General features: G+C 52.7%; 14 protein-coding genes. 6 read left to right on the forward strand and 8 right to left on the reverse strand.

Annotated features, from left to right (window positions below):
- Positions 1-217: 217 nt before the first annotated feature.
- The 4 genes from NSQ46_RS01875 to NSQ46_RS01890 are packed head-to-tail and all read right to left on the reverse strand — an operon-like array spanning position 218 to position 4,545.
- The gene (locus tag NSQ46_RS01875; protein WP_007128818.1) at positions 218-1,822 is read right to left on the reverse strand and encodes an extracellular solute-binding protein; all 1,605 of its coding nucleotides are present in this window, start codon (positions 1,820-1,822) and stop codon (positions 218-220) included.
- A 51-nt stretch (positions 1,823-1,873) separates the two neighbouring features.
- Positions 1,874-2,788, reverse strand: coding sequence for a carbohydrate ABC transporter permease (locus NSQ46_RS01880; protein WP_342576213.1), 915 nt, complete (start codon positions 2,786-2,788; stop codon positions 1,874-1,876).
- 18 nt (positions 2,789-2,806) lie between these two features.
- On the reverse strand, positions 2,807-3,766 hold the full coding sequence (locus NSQ46_RS01885) for an ABC transporter permease subunit (protein ID WP_007128816.1): 960 nt from the start codon (positions 3,764-3,766) through the stop codon (positions 2,807-2,809).
- A gap of 11 nt (positions 3,767-3,777) precedes the next feature.
- Entirely contained in the window at positions 3,778-4,545 is a 768-nt protein-coding gene (locus NSQ46_RS01890) for an alpha/beta hydrolase family protein (RefSeq protein WP_210094015.1), read from the reverse strand.
- A 503-nt stretch (positions 4,546-5,048) separates the two neighbouring features.
- Between NSQ46_RS01890 and NSQ46_RS01895 the strand changes: the two genes are divergently transcribed.
- The 3 genes from NSQ46_RS01895 (at position 5,049) to NSQ46_RS01905 (ending at position 7,596) form a co-directional block, all read left to right on the forward strand.
- Positions 5,049-5,963, forward strand: a complete 915-nt coding sequence (locus NSQ46_RS01895) for a serine hydrolase (RefSeq protein WP_342576216.1) — start codon at positions 5,049-5,051, stop codon at positions 5,961-5,963.
- A gap of 191 nt (positions 5,964-6,154) precedes the next feature.
- The gene (locus NSQ46_RS01900) at positions 6,155-6,703 is read left to right on the forward strand and encodes a GNAT family N-acetyltransferase (protein ID WP_342576217.1); all 549 of its coding nucleotides are present in this window, start codon (positions 6,155-6,157) and stop codon (positions 6,701-6,703) included.
- 239 nt (positions 6,704-6,942) lie between these two features.
- Positions 6,943-7,596, forward strand: coding sequence for an MOSC domain-containing protein (locus NSQ46_RS01905; protein WP_210094012.1), 654 nt, complete (start codon positions 6,943-6,945; stop codon positions 7,594-7,596).
- Between the two features lie 209 nt (positions 7,597-7,805).
- Here NSQ46_RS01905 and NSQ46_RS01910 read toward each other — a convergent pair whose 3' ends face one another.
- On the reverse strand, positions 7,806-8,354 hold the full coding sequence (locus tag NSQ46_RS01910) for a GNAT family protein (RefSeq protein ID WP_007128811.1): 549 nt from the start codon (positions 8,352-8,354) through the stop codon (positions 7,806-7,808).
- A 40-nt stretch (positions 8,355-8,394) separates the two neighbouring features.
- Positions 8,395-8,655 (reverse strand): DUF2164 domain-containing protein, encoded by a 261-nt coding sequence (locus NSQ46_RS01915; protein ID WP_210094011.1) that lies wholly within the window; start codon positions 8,653-8,655, stop codon positions 8,395-8,397.
- Positions 8,656-8,973: 318 nt separating this feature from the next.
- On the opposite strand from NSQ46_RS01915, the gene NSQ46_RS01920 reads away from it, so the two are divergent.
- Positions 8,974-10,707 (forward strand): glutamine--tRNA ligase/YqeY domain fusion protein, encoded by a 1,734-nt coding sequence (locus NSQ46_RS01920; RefSeq protein WP_210094010.1) that lies wholly within the window; start codon positions 8,974-8,976, stop codon positions 10,705-10,707.
- A 158-nt stretch (positions 10,708-10,865) separates the two neighbouring features.
- Here the strand turns inward: NSQ46_RS01920 and NSQ46_RS01925 are convergent, their stop codons facing one another.
- A complete protein-coding gene (locus NSQ46_RS01925; protein ID WP_186332877.1) occupies positions 10,866-12,092 on the reverse strand; it encodes an MFS transporter in 1,227 nt (408 codons plus the stop codon).
- A 191-nt stretch (positions 12,093-12,283) separates the two neighbouring features.
- On the opposite strand from NSQ46_RS01925, the gene NSQ46_RS01930 reads away from it, so the two are divergent.
- Positions 12,284-12,952: a molybdenum cofactor guanylyltransferase gene (locus NSQ46_RS01930; RefSeq protein WP_210094009.1), complete on the forward strand. Its 669-nt coding sequence runs from the start codon at positions 12,284-12,286 to the stop codon at positions 12,950-12,952.
- A 298-nt stretch (positions 12,953-13,250) separates the two neighbouring features.
- Here NSQ46_RS01930 and moaA read toward each other — a convergent pair whose 3' ends face one another.
- On the reverse strand, positions 13,251-14,255 hold the full coding sequence (gene moaA, locus NSQ46_RS01935; RefSeq protein WP_342576218.1) for a GTP 3',8-cyclase MoaA: 1,005 nt from the start codon (positions 14,253-14,255) through the stop codon (positions 13,251-13,253).
- A gap of 346 nt (positions 14,256-14,601) precedes the next feature.
- Here moaA and NSQ46_RS01940 point away from each other — a divergent pair, with 346 nt between their 5' ends.
- Positions 14,602-15,279 (forward strand): molecular chaperone TorD family protein, encoded by a 678-nt coding sequence (locus tag NSQ46_RS01940; RefSeq protein ID WP_340898611.1) that lies wholly within the window; start codon positions 14,602-14,604, stop codon positions 15,277-15,279.
- The last annotated feature ends 111 nt before the right edge of the window (positions 15,280-15,390 follow it).

Below are 15,390 nucleotides of genomic sequence, written 5' to 3' on the forward strand. Positions count from 1 at the left end.
AATAGAATGAGAACGGGTTGACTGATGTCTCTATCTCCTTTCTCAGGAGCATGCACAAAACATGGATGGGCATGTAGTTGTGCAAACTCCTCATTCAGAAGAATGAGCAGGGCAGAAGTCAAGAACCCGGCTGCATTCGAAATCCTGCACACCGGGTTCAAAGGACTTGTACCGCTGGCGAATGCCTCAGGCCAACTCTAGTTTGAAGCTGTTTGTTTTACTTTTTTAAGTTATTGAGTTCATCCAAGACGGGTTGTACAAGAGATTGCTTGCTCTCAACCCATTTCTTCCAATTCGTTTCCAAATCTCCATCTTGGAGAATCAGGTTGGTGTATTCTTCAGCGTAATTGAAGGTTGCCTGGTTTTTAGCCTTGGAATCATACAGCTGGACATCCCAATCGTACAGAGCGAGCGCGCCGCCTTCCTTGCCGAACTTCGCTTTGTTCTGGTAATGCTTGACTGCCGTATCACGGTATTCTTGCTTGATTGCAGGGTTGATCATGCTGAAATCGTCGCCAAGCAAGTAAAGACCTTCAAAGCGTCCAGGATATTTGTCGCCGACGCTCGTTCCTTCGGGAAGGAGGCTGATCAATTCTTTGTTCTCACCGTATTTCCAGTCGGTTCCTTCAAAGCCCATGTTCAGAATCATTTGTCCTTCTTCTGTGACGGAGAAATCAACAAGGTCCATAACGCGCTCGAATTTCTCTTTGCTGATATCCGGCGAGAAGATCAGGGCGGACCAGAAGTTAACCTGCTCCAGATTGCGGTACTTGCCGTCTTCGCCAAGGACGATAGCGGTATGAACAACGTCATCGCTGTTCAGATTCAGGTTCTTCTTCATGTCTTTGTCCACGTCTTGACGGTAGGAAGCCAGTCCGCCGAGACTCATGACAGCAGCCGTGCCGTTCACACGGAAGTTGTTGCTGGCTTCACTGCTCTTCCAGGTATAGAATTCAGGATTCAGAAGGCCTTCCTTGTATGCTTCCTGAACCAGCTTCAGGCCGGTAAGTGTCTCCGGATCTGCCGGACCCCACTTGTATTTTCCGTCTTCACCTTTATAGAACGCCGATTCCACACGGGAATGTGCGCTGTTCGGCATCATGATGTTCGTCAGGACATCATCAGGCTTGTAGGAAATCGGAACGAGCTTCGATCCCACCTTGCCCGGATCCTTCTCTTTCACCAGACGGGCGTATTCCATGAGTTCGCTCGTTGTGTAAGCATCCTTGAGTTCAAAATTGACTGCTTCTGCCCAGTCCTTGCGAATAGCGATAACGCCAATCTGGTTCGTGAGCGGATCAGCTGGTTTGTTCTCGAAGTATACCGGTCTTGGCAGAATGTAAGTTCCACCAGTCAGCTCTTCCAGCTTATCGCCAAGCCCGGTCAGGCTGTAAGCCTTCGCAACGTTCGGCCAGCGTTCCTTCCAGTCATCAGGGAATTTGTACAAGAGACCCTGATCAATGTAGTTCATCGCATCGCCGTGAACATAATCCCAGACAGCCACATCAGGCAAATCGCCCGAGTTGATCCATAGACGGAGCTTCTCGCCCCAGGAATCCCACTCGACAAAGTTGTAATCCCACTCGATGTTGTACTTGTCCATCCAGTACTTGTGGAACTCGTTGTCCATATCGCCGTCCTTGACCGTAACGGTGCTTGCTACGGAAATTTTCAGCTTATCTTTGTAGTTCCCGTTCTCGTCTTTCCCGCTTTCTCCGCTGCTTGAGGAATCTCCCTTCGAGCATGCGGTCACAAGCACAAGGCTCATGCTCAGCAGCAGCAACAGAATGGATTTAGCCGACAGCCGTTTGTTCGTTTTCATGTTCTACCCCCATGAATGATTAGATTTTTTTGGCTGAAATCTATGCATTAATCAGGTCTTGATAGCCCCTGTTAATACCCCTTTGGCAAAATGCTTTTGAAGCATCGGGAAGAAGCACATAATCGGTACCATACTGACGAATACCGCCGCCATTTTCATACCGGTCGAGAAGTTGGACTTCCCGGCAGCATCCACGCTTGAAGCGTTGGAGGCGTTGGTCTGCGATTCGACGATGATCGTTCGCAGCACGTTCTGGAGCGGGAGCTGATCCGCCTTACGCAGGAAGATCATGGCGTCATACCAGCTGTTCCAAATGGCTACGCCGTAGAACAGCGTAATGGTCGCAATAATCGGGGCGGCCAGCGGCAGGACGACGGAGAAGAGGATTTTCCATTCTCCGGCCCCATCAAGCCGGGCGGATTCCATCAAGGATTCCGGGAGCCCCTGGAAGTAGTTCATCATCAGAATCATGTTGAAGGCGCTGAAGCTGCCTGCGAGAATAACGGACCAGAGCGTTCCGGTCAGGTGCAGAGCCTTCATGATGAGATAGAGCGGAACAATCCCGCCGTTGAAGATCATGGTGAACAGGACCAGCATAAAGATCAGCTTTTTGCCCGGAAACTTGTTCCGGCTGAGCGCATAAGCCATCGTAATGGTTAAGAACAGGCTGAGCGGCAAACCGATAATCAGGAGCTTGAAGGTGTTCCAGTAGCCGGTCAAGATGCTTCCGTCGGCGAACAGCGCTTTATAATTCTCCAGCGTTGGATTAGCAGGCAGCATCATGAGCGGGTTATCGGCGTATTCTTTTGGCGTGGAGAACGAGATCATAATGACATTCCAGAACGGAATCACGATCAGCAGAGCCAGTACGACAAGCACGGCCAGCAAAATATAATCGAGAAGAGTCATCTTCATCTTGTTCTTGCGAAACTTCGTCCTCTTGGGACTTGAAGTAATGGTGCTCATTTCTTTTCGACTCCTTTCTTAACGGAATAAACCGTCTCCGCCCATTTTTTTGGCGACTCTGTCTGCAATAAGCAGAAGCGCCATGTTGACGAGAGACCGGAACAAGCTGACCGCCGTAGAGAACGAGAAGTCCGTTGACGACTGGAACGTAATCCGGTAAATGTAGACGTCCAGCACTTCCGATACGTTCTTGGTTGCGGCATTCGCCAGGTTAAATATTTGATCGAAGCCGGAGGACATCAGTCCGCCTACCGAAAGGATGAACATGATCGTCACGGTTGGCATAATATTAGGCAGCGTAATGCGGAACATCTGCTGCATACGTGTAGCTCCGTCGATTTGAGCCGATTCATACTGGTCTTGATCGATACCGGATATGGCGGCGAGGTAGACGATCGCTCCCCAGCCGGCGGATTTCCAGATATCCGTGAGCAGGATCATCGGAATGAAGTTGCTTTCCGAACCGAGGAAGTTGATGGTCGGCAGACCGAGTATCGCAAGGGTGCTGTTCACCAGGCCGTCATAAGCGAGCACGTTGATGACAATACCGGAGACGATAATCCAGGACAGGAAGTGCGGGAAGGTCAGCACCGTCTGGAAGGCCTTTTTCATCCGGCTCATCCGCAGCTCGTTCAGGATCAGTGCGAGAATGATCGGAACCGGAAACGTGACCGCCAGCTTGATAATGTTAATGTAGAGCGTACGCCAGACGGCATCGATAAAGGTCGGATCCCGGAATACATACTTAAAGTTTTCGAATCCGACCCAAGGGCTCCCCAGGATCCCGAGATTGGCCTTGTAGTCCTTGAATGCGAGGGACAGGCCGCCCATCGGCATGTAGGCGAAGATGATCAGCCAGACAAGCCCCGGAATCAGCAGGGTGTAGGTCATTCGGTTTTTTTTGATTTCAGACGCAAGCTTCTTGAATTTTGAGCGTCCGTGCGGTTTCTTGGTGGGCCCTAAGGCTGCAGGTTTCAAGTGGCATCTCCTCACTCTTCTTGAGTCTTGTCGTTAAAAAGAAAATCAAATGCCGTTTCCAGATGCTGCTCCCAGAATCGCCATTCATGCGCTCCGGGTCCTTCCACGTAGTGGAAGTCGGAACCGCTTTGTCTCAGGTACGCGGCAAATTCGCGGTTCATCTCGATAAAGGGATCTTCCGTTCCGCAGCAGCAGAGGATCGGGGGCAGCTTTCCGGTCTGCGCAAGTGCCGTTTCCGCGAGCTTGTACAGATCCTGATCCGGCTTGATGTCGAGCTCCGGACCGAATACGGCCTGCATTTCCTTGACCATACCGGCAGGCATGTCCATATCGTGAATCCTCTTCCGAATATCGGTTACACCGGATAACGAAACGGCTTTTGCGTATTGTCCGGGATAAGTTAACGCACATTTAAGTGCTCCGTATCCGCCCATGGACAAGCCGGCGATAAAGGTACGGGCCCGGTCCTCATTCAGTTGGAACAATCGGCTGCAAAACTTCGGGAGCTCCTGGGTAATGTAATAAAAATAGTTAAGCCCATACGTCATGTCTGTATAGTAGCTTCGGTTTGCCTCCGGCATAATGACAGTGCAGTTGTATTGATGTGCGTATTGCTCAACGGTAGTCAGGCGCTGCCAAGTACTTGCGTTATCGCCTGCTCCATGAAGAAGATAGAGTGTGTAATCCGGCGGTTTGCCTGATTCCACGGGCGACACGACATGGATGCTTGTCGTCATGCATAAAGTGGGGGAGCCGGTCTCTATCGTAATATGCGCCATAAGTAACCCCTTTCAAGTGTGAACGATCTAGGCAAATAGGCGGAGGGATCTAAGCATCCCCCGATATTCGCAATATCCAAGCGGGACTGCTGAAGGTACCTGTCAGTTCCGTTACCGATGTGATTCAAGATATGATCGTTATTTTATGAAAGCGATTTATCGAATCGTTTCGATAACATCATAATTGCACATCAAATCTTTGTCAATATCGTTTTTAAAAATTATAATTTTTCATGTGAAATGATCCAGTTAAGGACTGAAATCTATATTTTTCCCTAAATGGAGTGTGTTTTCGCCATAGAAAACGCTTTCATTTCATTGGGGATACAAGGGATTCCTGTAATCGTGTATTGGCAAAAAAATCATCGTTTGTTGAAACGTTTCTATTGGGGTTGAAACATGTTATTCTGAGATGAGAGCATGAATCTTGCTGAAGACCCTTTCAGGGGCTGCGGTCTTACGAGACCGAAGCGAATATGCCTAATCGGATAGGAGGTAAATCCATGTCTAATCATTCATTAACCGGCTTTATTGATTACATCGCAGACAGAGGATTGCAGGTTCACTCAGCGCGGGTTCGTCAAAACGGCCGGCTGTGGGGGAAGTACGATTTGACGGAGGACAAACGGCGTGTTCAGCATTCCATTAGCAAATCTTTTACTTGTATGGCCGTCGGCCTGGCCATTGAGGAAGGCAAGCTCGCGCTGAACAGCCGGCTGGGTGAATTTTTTAATAGTAACTCTTCGATAGTTGACAATCTGGAGCCGTCTCTCGATCCCGGCAACATCACACTATACAATTTGCTTCGAATGTCTTCGGGCCATGATTCGCCGCCCTTATGGGCAAACGAAAGAGCATCCTTGAAAGAGAAGGATTGGGCTAAGTACTATATGTCGCTACCGCTTGACCGGACGCCGGGCGACATGTTTACATACAGCAGTGGAGATACGTTTATGATCTCGGCTATGCTCCAGGCGGCGACAGGCGAGACGGTAAGGGACTATCTGACTCCACGCCTGTTTGAGCCCTTGGGTATAGAAAATGTTCATTGGGAGTCATCCCCGCTGGGTGTGACGCTGGGATGTGCGGGCTTATCTATCAGCAATGAGGAACTCAGCATTTTTGGCCAGCTTCTGCTGCAGCGCGGATTGTGGGAAGGACAACAGATTGTGCCTGAAGCGTGGATACGATTCGCAGCCTCCAAACAGATCGATACGCAGGGCAGCCCCGATTGGGCTCAGGGGTATGGCTGCCAATTTTGGATGTGCACTCACGATGCCTATCGTGCAGATGGGGCATCCGGCCAGCTATGCATCATTCTCCCCGGCAAAGATGCGGTCATCGCGGTGAATAGCCGGGAAGATCGAATGCAGGAGATCATGGATGCAATTTGGACAGAAATTTACCCGTTGTTATAGATGAGTACAATGAGATACCGTGTGTAGGGGATTCCGGTTCTGCTTGGACATAGGGTCCCCGCTGCCATTGTTCTCTCGGCCGGATCGAACGATATAGGATAGGCTGTTGCATACCGAGCTTACCCTGCAGCGGTTGCCCCCACCTGTTATAATAAAGAGGTACGCGCTGTTTAAAGTGAGGGGATGCTAGGGTGAAAGCCAGTCAGGAAATCGTCACCATCCGCTTGTCGGAGATGAAGGACGCCGCCCAGCTGATGGAGCTGGACCATCTGGTGTGGAACAGGAATACGGCCCCCGAGCCGCTGCATTGGACCTCGAGGGAGCAGTTTCTGCTGCATTGCCCTCCCGGAAGCCAGCTGGTAGCGGCTTGCGAAGATATATTATGCGGTTATGTCGGCTTTCGCTCTCCCAGCGGGCTGGCAAGCCATCGCCATGTGATGGAGCTGAATATTGCGGTCCATCCGTCCTATCAGCGCCAAGGCATCGGCCTGCAGCTGATCGAGGCGGCCAAGGAGCTGGCGAGTGGAGAAGGTATTGCCAAGCTGAGGCTCCGGGTGCTGTCCTCGAATCTTGCGGCCTTATCCTTATACCGCGCTTGCGGCTTCCGGGAAGAGGGAAGGCTGGTCCGGGAGTTTTATGTGGATGGCCGGTATGTGGATGATATATGGATGTGTCTGCTTTTTATAAAAATATCAGGAATGCTCAGCATCCGGCCCGGCGATGGGCGCGGTTTGGGATGAACGGTCCGGCGCTTGCTGCCGGGCCGTTTGCTGTATCCGGCCGGCCTTACGCATTGCCATATCCGGTATGCGTACAGGCCTTATGCAACGTCATAACCGGTATGCGTGTCGGACTCTGGAGGTTGAGCAAGCGCCGATGTGAATATGCCTTTTAGAGTTGCCCCGTGATCAAATGATGACTTTTTGAACAACCTCATATAGTATGATGAAAAGATCAGATAGACGGAGGTAAAGTTGCCATGACGTTGGGAATCGTTTCGCTGAATGTAGGGAAGCCGGTCACGGTGGATTATGAGGGCAAGGCTCTGACAACCGGAATCTATAAGCAGCCTGTGCAAGGACCGGTATTTTTAAGCAATGTGAATTTCGAAGGGGACGGTCAGGCCGATCTCGTGAATCATGGAGGTCCGGACAAGGCGGTGTGCGCTTATCCATACGAGCACTATCCATATTGGCGAAGATCCCTGGGCAAGGATATGCAGTATGCCTCTTTCGGGGAAAATTTAACGCTGCAAGGCCTCCTGGAGGACCAGGTATGCATCGGCGATGTGTTTCGGATTGGCGAAGCAGTCCTGCAGGTCAGCCAGCCCAGATATCCGTGCTTCAAGCTGTCGCACAAGCACGGGGTGAAGGATATGCCGGCCAGGGTGCTGAACACGGGCTACAGCGGGTTTTATTTCCGCGTCCTGGAGGAAGGCGAGGTTAGCGCGGATTCCCCTGTGACCCGGCTGGATCGCCGCAGCTCCGGTGTAACGGTGCGGGAAGTGCTGCGCGTGATGAAGGAAGGCCGCAAGGATGAGGAGGCGCTAAGCCGGATGCTGGAGCTGGAGGAGCTGGCTGCAAGCTTGAAGGGGCAGTTCGCAAAGTCGCTGGAGAAATTAAGGGAATCCTAATTCAGCGAAAGCTTGATTGCGTTGCACCCTGCAGCTTGCCGACCGCACCCTCAAGCTAGAAGCGGTCCGCGAAGTTTTACTGGATAGGTTTCCAGGCTATGACTTAGGCAGTAAAAGGGGACAGGCGCCTCCATCCATGACCTTGGCGATTCGCCGGATGTCTGGATGCTGCGTCCTGCCCCCGTTCGATAATAAAATAAAATTCCAATCTAGCCTAGCCGCTTCCATTCGCTCTGAATCATGCCGTAGACGGCATGGTTGACGTAGCCTTGGGGCAGCTTCTCCGCCTCGCGGATAACGCCCTCCAGGACGAATCCCAGCCGCTCCGGGATTGCCCGGCTGCGGTGGTTGGCGGTTGCGCAGCGAATCTCCACCCGGTTCAGCCCCATCCGCATGAGCGCATGGTCCGTGAAAGCCCGGCAAGCGCTCGTCATCAGCCCTTGTCCGGTGAATTGCTGATCAAGCCAGTAGCCGAGGCCGACGGAGCGGTTGTTCCAATCGATCTCATGGAAGGAGATCGTTCCCGCCAGCTCTTCTCTCACCCAGATGCCGGCGGAGAAGCCGCCGTTTTCCGCAGCCTGCTTCATGGCTCCTTTTATATAGTTGACGGTATCGTTAACCTCCTGTACGGAATCCACCCAGGGAAGCCACTTCCGCAGCCGATCCCGTGAACGGTCCGTGATTTCGAACAGCGCCCGCGCATGCTCGATCGCAAGCGGACGCAGCTCGACGTGCTCGTCAAGCGCATATCCAAACATCTCGTATCTCCCTCTTTTGTATTGATCCTAGTCCGCTGCTTTAGCGGGTTCGCTTCGTGTTCGTGTTTTTTTCCAGCGCGTAAATGTCTTCTTCCAGCGTAATCATCCGCTCATTTACGACTTGCCTGCAATCGCTGAGTGCCTGATTGTAAATGTAAGGTCCCAGGGTTGCCGCAAAATAGTCCAAGATACCTTCCGCAGCTAGATGGCCGATCATTTCGCCGCGCTCGGTTTCGAAATAATGGCGGACTTCTTCGACCAGCAGATCGCGCTGTTCCTTGGCAAGCTTGATCGGTCTCATGAAGGATTGCCTCCTGTCGGCTGTTTTTGTATCCATGCTACCTCATTCAAGCCGCACCCGTCAAAGCATATGTAGTGCCGCGGCAGACGCGCTGGCTTACTCGCGGATTGCCCGCTTTTTGCTGGCTTGCCCAGCGAAGCTTCACATCCACTGGGCAGCAGGGGCTATAAGGGCTCCCAGCGGATATATCCGGTTTATTTGAAAGGACTGCCTTATCCCTTGGAAGCGCCCGCGTTCCTTGAACAATCGGGATATTACAGGTATATTTAAGGGAAACACGTTTATACAGGAGATAGACGGAAATTACAGGACGAAAGGTTGATCAACGTGGAGAACCACCGGGGCACCCCCTCCAACTTCATAAAAAATATCATCGCCGAAGATCTGAAGTCCGGCAAGGTGAAGGAGATCGTCACCCGCTTCCCGCCGGAGCCGAACGGTTACCTGCATATCGGACATGCCAAGGCGATCTGGATTAATTTTACGCTGGCCGACGAGTTCGGCGGACGGACCCATCTTCGATTCGACGACACGAATCCGGTGAAGGAAGACATCGAGTACGTCAACTCCATTAAGGAGGATGTAAAGTGGCTCGGCTTTGATTGGGAAGAGCTGCGCTTTGCGTCGGACTATTTCGAGGAAATGTACAATCGCGCGGTGCTGCTCATTAAGAAAGGGAAGGCATACGTGGACGATCAAACCGCCGACCAAATTCGGCAGACCCGCGGCACGCTGACGGAGCCGGGTCAAAACAGTCCTTACCGCGACCGCAGCGTGGAAGAGAATCTGGAGCTGTTCGAACGGATGCGCCGGGGCGAATTCGGCAATGGCGAGCGGGTGCTGCGCGCCAAGATCGACATGGCATCGCCGAACATCAATTTGCGCGACCCGGTTATTTACCGCATATCCCACGCGCATCATCACAATACGGGCGACAAGTGGTGCATCTACCCGATGTATGCATTCGCCCATCCGATCGAGGATGCGATTGAAGGAGTTACCCATTCCCTCTGCTCGCTGGAATTTGAGGATCAGCGCCCGTTCTATGATTGGGTGGTCGCCGAATGCGAGATGGAATGCACGCCGCGCCAATATGAGTTCGGACGGCTGAACGTTGCCCAGACCGTAACGAGCAAGCGCAAGCTGAAGCAGCTGGTGGACGAGCAGTATGTGGACGGCTGGGACGATCCGCGCATGCCGACCATTTCCGGCCTTCGCCGGCTTGGCTACACGCCGGAGGCGATTCGGAGCTTCGTCTATGAGACCGGGATCTCCAAGGCTTACGGCACGGTGGACCGTCAAATGCTGGAGCACTTCATCCGGGAGGATCTGAAGCTGAAGGCGCCGCGGACGATGGCGGTGCTGGATCCGCTCAAGGTCGTGATCACCAATTACCCGGAAGGTCAGGTGGAATGGCTGGAGGCGGAGAACAACTCGGAAAATCCGGAAATGGGCTCCCGCCAAATTCCGTTCTCCCGTGAAATATACATCGAACAGGAGGACTTCATGGAGAATCCTCCGAGCAAGTATTTCCGTCTGTTCCCGGGCAACGAGGTCCGTCTGAAGCATGCTTACTTCATCAAGTGCAACGATGTCATCAAGGACGAGAACGGGAAGGTCATCGAAATACACTGCACCTATGATCCGGAGACGAAGAGCGGCACCGGCTTTACCGGCCGTAAAGTCAAGGGGACGATCCATTGGGTCGAAGCGAGCCAGGCCGTGCCTGCCGAATTCCGCCTGTATGAGCCGCTGTTCAAGGACGAGGAGGCTGAAGCCGAGCCGGAACTGACGCAGGAGGCCATCGGTGAAACGGAGGAGAGCACGGAAGCTGCTGCGGAGAAATCCTTCCTTGACGATATTAACCCGAATTCGCTTCAGATCGTGCACGGGTTCGTGGAGCCGAATATGAAGGATGCCAAGCCGCAGGATAAATTCCAGTTCTTCCGTCATGGCTACTTCAATGTCGATACGAAATATTCGCAGCCTGGGCGTCCAGTATTTAACCGGGTCGTCTCGCTGAAGAGCTCGTTCCAGCTCCCGAAAAGATAAGCATCTCAGGGCACTGTGATGCAGAACGGTTACCACAGCCCCCCTTAACCAACAAGACTCGAAGATTCCGCTGGGCGGCGTCTTCGAGTCTTGTCATATACAGCAGGATACATCCCGTGCCAAGGGCAAGCCTTGAGATGAAAGTACAAGTGTGAGGATCAGACGGTGGAGTATTCCTCCTCCGCGTCGTCCGGCAGTTCATCGGGCTGCCGCGGCTGATACCCGTGCTTGTGCAGATTGTACCACATCCAGCCGAAGCCGATGACGCCGATGATCGCGAGCATCATCCCGGTGCGGTACATCGTTTGGGCGCCGAAGTTTTGAAACATCCAGCCGCCGGCGAGACCGCCGACGACGCCGGAAATCCCGCTCCAGCTTAAGGTATAGATCGCTTGTCCGGATGCGCGGTACGGCTTCGGGACGAACAGCATCGTAAGCTGGACGCCGACATAGAAGTAGCCGCCGAAGGTAACGCAGTGAAGCAGCTGGATCAAGGCTACATGAACCGGGCTGCTCGCTTCAGCCATCAGAAGCCAGCGAAGGGCAAAGAGCAGGCTCACGACCGCCAGGCAGCCGACCAGCACATGGATCTTCCGTTTCAAGAACCGGTCCAGGACAAGGAAAATGACAACTTCAAACACCGAAGAAAAGAAGATGGCCAGCCCCACCGTCTGCGTCGTGCCGCCAAGCTCCAAAATATACAGCGACATGAACGTATTGTTGGCCGTATTCGGGATGGATACCAAAATGCCCAAAACGATAAACCAGACAAAATACGAATTCAAAAACAGCTGGCTTAATCCCTTCAGCGTTACGGTAGCTGACCCGGTCGTCTTCTGCACGCCGGGAAGCGTGAAGATGAAGATGGCCGCCACGAACAGCATGATCGAGAAGACGATGGAAATACGTCCGGAGCCAAGCTGATCAATGACAGGGCCGGCTGCGATCGCGGTCAGGGCCCAGCCGAGCGAGCCCCATAGCCGGAAAGAGCCGAATTTGTGCCGGGTTCCGTCGATATAGGTCAATATTAGCGAATTGGTCTGCGAGAACATCGGGGTCTGAAAAAAATAAAACAGAATCATGGCCATATAAATCATGGCATACGTATTCGCTTGGAAGACAAAATGAACCAGGAGCAGCGTGCCGGTCATCATCATCAGAAGCACGCGCTTGATATTCGCTGTCCGGTCGCCCCAGTAACCCCAGAAGGGGTTGGCGAAGATCGACACGAAGGGAGCTATGGCCATCAGACTGCCGATCTCGATTTTGCTCATGCCGATATCTTGCAAATACAGCTGAAAGAAACCGGTGAATATGACCATCGTTCCGTAAATGAAGAAGTTGAACAGCTTGAGCGATGTAAGAGAAGGTTGATCTTTATCCATATTCCGCAAGCAGGTCATTCCTTTCAAACCGAATGCATTATGTTTGCGGCATAACCACACCGCTTACCTTCTCCAATGTATCACGCATTGAAAAGGGATACAAACCATCTTTTGTTAGTTTAACCTTAATTAACTTAATTACCAATTGGAGGATTCTGTAGTCAACTTGTATATCAGAAAGGGGTCAAAACATGATGGAGGTTGGGGAGTGGAGACGCAGCAGTCCGTCCGAGCGGGTGGCAGGCATTATTCTTGCAGGCGGGGCTTCCCGTAGAATGGGGGCAAACAAAGCGCTTTTGTCCTTGAACGGAGAAAGCCTGATTGAGCGAACCGTTCGGTGCCTGGAACAAGTCTGCGGGCGAATCCTCCTATCGGCCAATGATCCGGATTCGTTTCGGCATCTCGGAGTGGAATGCGTGCCGGACGTTTATCCCGGCCAAGGGCCGATGGCAGGGATTCATGCTGCCCTGATGGCGTCCGATCGCCCATGGAATATGGTCGCAGCATGTGACATGCCGTTCATCAGTCCGGCATTGTTAGGTGCGCTGCTCGGTCTCGCTGAAGCTGGGCAAGGCCAAGGGGATCCGGCAGCAGCCGGGCCGGGAGCGGTTATTCCGGTGATCCAAGGGAGAATTCATCCGCTGCTGGCCTTGTACCGGAAGGAAACGGCGGCTGGTCTCGAGCGAAGACTGCAGGAGGGGGAGCTGCGCATGACCGATTGGGTCGAAGAGCTGGATGCCCTGCTCGTGCCGGAGGACCAGCTGGAAGCCTTGATGGGATGCTCCCCACGCAAAGCGGTATTCAACATGAACCGCCCGGAGGATTACGAGGAAGCTTGTCGTATGGATGCAGAGGATTAAAAGATGCGATGAGCCGCTGAAAGTTCAGGTTCTGGGAAAAGGAAGGGGAAAAGGAAAAGAGGGAAAATGTTCTGGAGCCGGATCAACGAAAAGTCCGTACATGGATCCGAAGGCGGCAGCGCAGATCAGGGGAATCAAAGAAAGCGCAGGTCAGGGGAATCAAAGAAAGCCCGGCTGATTGGATATCGGCCGGGCTTTTTGCAAATGTTGAAAGCTTTGACGTGTCATTGGCTTGCCGTCCAAACGTCGATGCTGAGCATCGTGCGGCAGCCATCGTTGATAAATTTATCGTTCGATATTATCCCCCGATTTGCGACATGCGCCGTACGGTCGGGGTATGGCTTTGCGTTTTTTTCTCGAGCGCGAGCGCCATCTCGTGGTTGAGGGGCTTGGCGCCCAGGGCCTTGCGGAACAGGTCCGCCACCGCGACCGGATCATCGATGACCCGGCGGACGTTGAATTCGTCGGACCAATACAGGCAGGCCTTAATGTTGCCGTCCGCCGTCAGCCTGAGCCGGTTGCATGAATCGCAGAAATGGTCGCTGACGGGATGAATCAGGCCGAAGGTGCCGACGGCGCCGGCCACCTTCATATTGCGGGACGGGCCGTTGCCGGAAGGACCCTTCTCCTCCCGAACCTCCCAGCCCGCCTCGTTGCACACTTCCTTGACCCGGCTAAGCGGCAGGTAGGAGTCTCGCCATTCCTCGGAGGCATGGCCGATTGGCATGTATTCAATAAACCGGACATGCAGCGGGCGATCCAGGGTCATGGCGATAAAGTCGCGGATTTCATCCTCGTTGAAGCCCTTCATCAGCACCATGTTCAATTTGATCGGGTCGAGTCCGGCTTCATAAGCGGCTTCGATGCCTTTCAGCACCTTATGCACACTGCCGCCGCGAGTGATTCGGGCGTAGCGCTCCTCCTGAAGCGAATCCAGGCTAATGTTGATGCGGGTCAGTCCCGCTTCCTTCAGAAGCTTGGCTTTGGAGGGCAGCAGCAATCCGTTTGTGGTAAGAGATATATCTTTAATTCCATCAATGCTCGCAATCATATGGACTAAGGCTTCAAGATCTTTCCGCACCAGCGGCTCGCCGCCGGTCAAGCGAACCTTAGACACACCCATGGGGGCTAGCACGCGCAAGACAGCTGCAATTTCTTCATAACTCATAATCTGATCGTGGGGCTGGAATTCCATTCCTTCCTCCGGCATACAATAGACACAACGCAGGTTGCATCGATCGGTGACCGAGATGCGGATATAATCATGGATCCGACCGAAGGAGTCTGTCAGCGGCTCAATCATTGAAATCCCCCTTTAGTTGCATGACATGGTCACATTGTAGCCATTCCCCGAACAGGAGTCAATGAGGGTAAGCCCTGTTTTTAATAGGACAAGCCGGGATCAGATTTCATGAGCCTGTGATCGGTCTCACAGAAAGCGTTTACCATTGCCTGTTATAATGAAGCTGCAGATAACCGCTTTCTCCCCTTGGAAGCAGGAAGTCGCGGCATTCTCATTTTCCGAAAGTTTCCTTAATTTTCCGAAACTTTCGGAAATCATTTCAAATCACTTTCAATAGACAATCATCTAAGCTATACTGTCATGGATATCACATCCAACAAGAGAGGTTACCATTAGGAGGTTCGAAATGGCGATATCACCTGTTCAAACATTGGAGGTACCTGACGTCTGTCACCGGTGGCTGGAAAACCGAGGGACGGTTTATGAGCTTTTGATCGATTTTATGGGCAACTCGCCCAGCTTGTCTATGATTGCGGAATGGAGCCGCGGAAGCGGGATCGGCAAAGCAGCGGAAGGCACCCAAGGGGGAGCCGACCTGGTGAATTATTTATGCGGCCGGTCACCCGAGGAGCTGGTTAAGATCTGCGAGTACGAAGGGGTGGAATACCGCCGTTTGCTCGAGCGGAACAAGCAGCGCCCGCTGTCCGAATCGCAGTATACGAAGAGCGGCTGCGTTCGGGATGTTGCCGAGTGTTATGAGACGGTCGGCGTCGCGTTTAACAAACTGCACGGAGAGGCCGACGATCATTTGGCGATCGAGCTGGAATTCATGACGGTGCTCCACGACCGGATGCTGAATAATTGCTATGGCGAAGACGGCTTGCTGAAGCTGATGGCCGCACAGGAACAATTTTTGGAGGAGCATTTGCTGGCGTGGGTGCCCTCGCTCTGTGAGGATATGAAGACTTCGACTGATAGTCCGCTTTATCGCGCATTGTTCCGCTTGCTGGAGGAGTTTCTCGTGCAGGATTTGCGGATGCTGAGGGTATGGAGGCAATCCCGTGAGGCGGAGCTAGTACATTAACCAAGCGGATAAAATGGAGCGAATGTGAAAGTCTGGATGGCTGCACTCGGTCCGAAAGCATACTATAGAATGAACAAAAGGGCATCATTCGAGTCTTAGCAGACCTGAATG

It is taken from the genome of Paenibacillus sp. FSL M8-0142, assembly GCF_038597315.1.
Classification (GTDB): domain Bacteria; phylum Bacillota; class Bacilli; order Paenibacillales; family Paenibacillaceae; genus Paenibacillus_AQ; species Paenibacillus_AQ lactis.

What these genes read in the sequence shown, in the direction of transcription:
- NSQ46_RS01875 (WP_007128818.1), bottom strand. Translation starts at nt 1,822, where the DNA reads ATGAAAACGAACAAACGGCTGTCGGCTAAATCCATTCTGTTGCTGCTG.
- NSQ46_RS01880 (WP_342576213.1), bottom strand. Translation starts at nt 2,788, where the DNA reads ATGAGCACCATTACTTCAAGTCCCAAGAGGACGAAGTTTCGCAAGAAC.
- NSQ46_RS01890 (WP_210094015.1), bottom strand. Translation starts at nt 4,545, where the DNA reads ATGGCGCATATTACGATAGAGACCGGCTCCCCCACTTTATGCATGACG.
- NSQ46_RS01895 (WP_342576216.1), top strand. Translation starts at nt 5,049, where the DNA reads ATGTCTAATCATTCATTAACCGGCTTTATTGATTACATCGCAGACAGA.
- NSQ46_RS01905 (WP_210094012.1), top strand. Translation starts at nt 6,943, where the DNA reads ATGACGTTGGGAATCGTTTCGCTGAATGTAGGGAAGCCGGTCACGGTG.
- NSQ46_RS01910 (WP_007128811.1), bottom strand. Translation starts at nt 8,354, where the DNA reads ATGTTTGGATATGCGCTTGACGAGCACGTCGAGCTGCGTCCGCTTGCG.
- NSQ46_RS01915 (WP_210094011.1), bottom strand. Translation starts at nt 8,655, where the DNA reads ATGAGACCGATCAAGCTTGCCAAGGAACAGCGCGATCTGCTGGTCGAA.
- NSQ46_RS01925 (WP_186332877.1), bottom strand. Translation starts at nt 12,092, where the DNA reads ATGGATAAAGATCAACCTTCTCTTACATCGCTCAAGCTGTTCAACTTC.
- NSQ46_RS01930 (WP_210094009.1), top strand. Translation starts at nt 12,284, where the DNA reads ATGATGGAGGTTGGGGAGTGGAGACGCAGCAGTCCGTCCGAGCGGGTG.
- moaA (WP_342576218.1), bottom strand. Translation starts at nt 14,255, where the DNA reads ATGATTGAGCCGCTGACAGACTCCTTCGGTCGGATCCATGATTATATC.
- NSQ46_RS01940 (WP_340898611.1), top strand. Translation starts at nt 14,602, where the DNA reads ATGGCGATATCACCTGTTCAAACATTGGAGGTACCTGACGTCTGTCAC.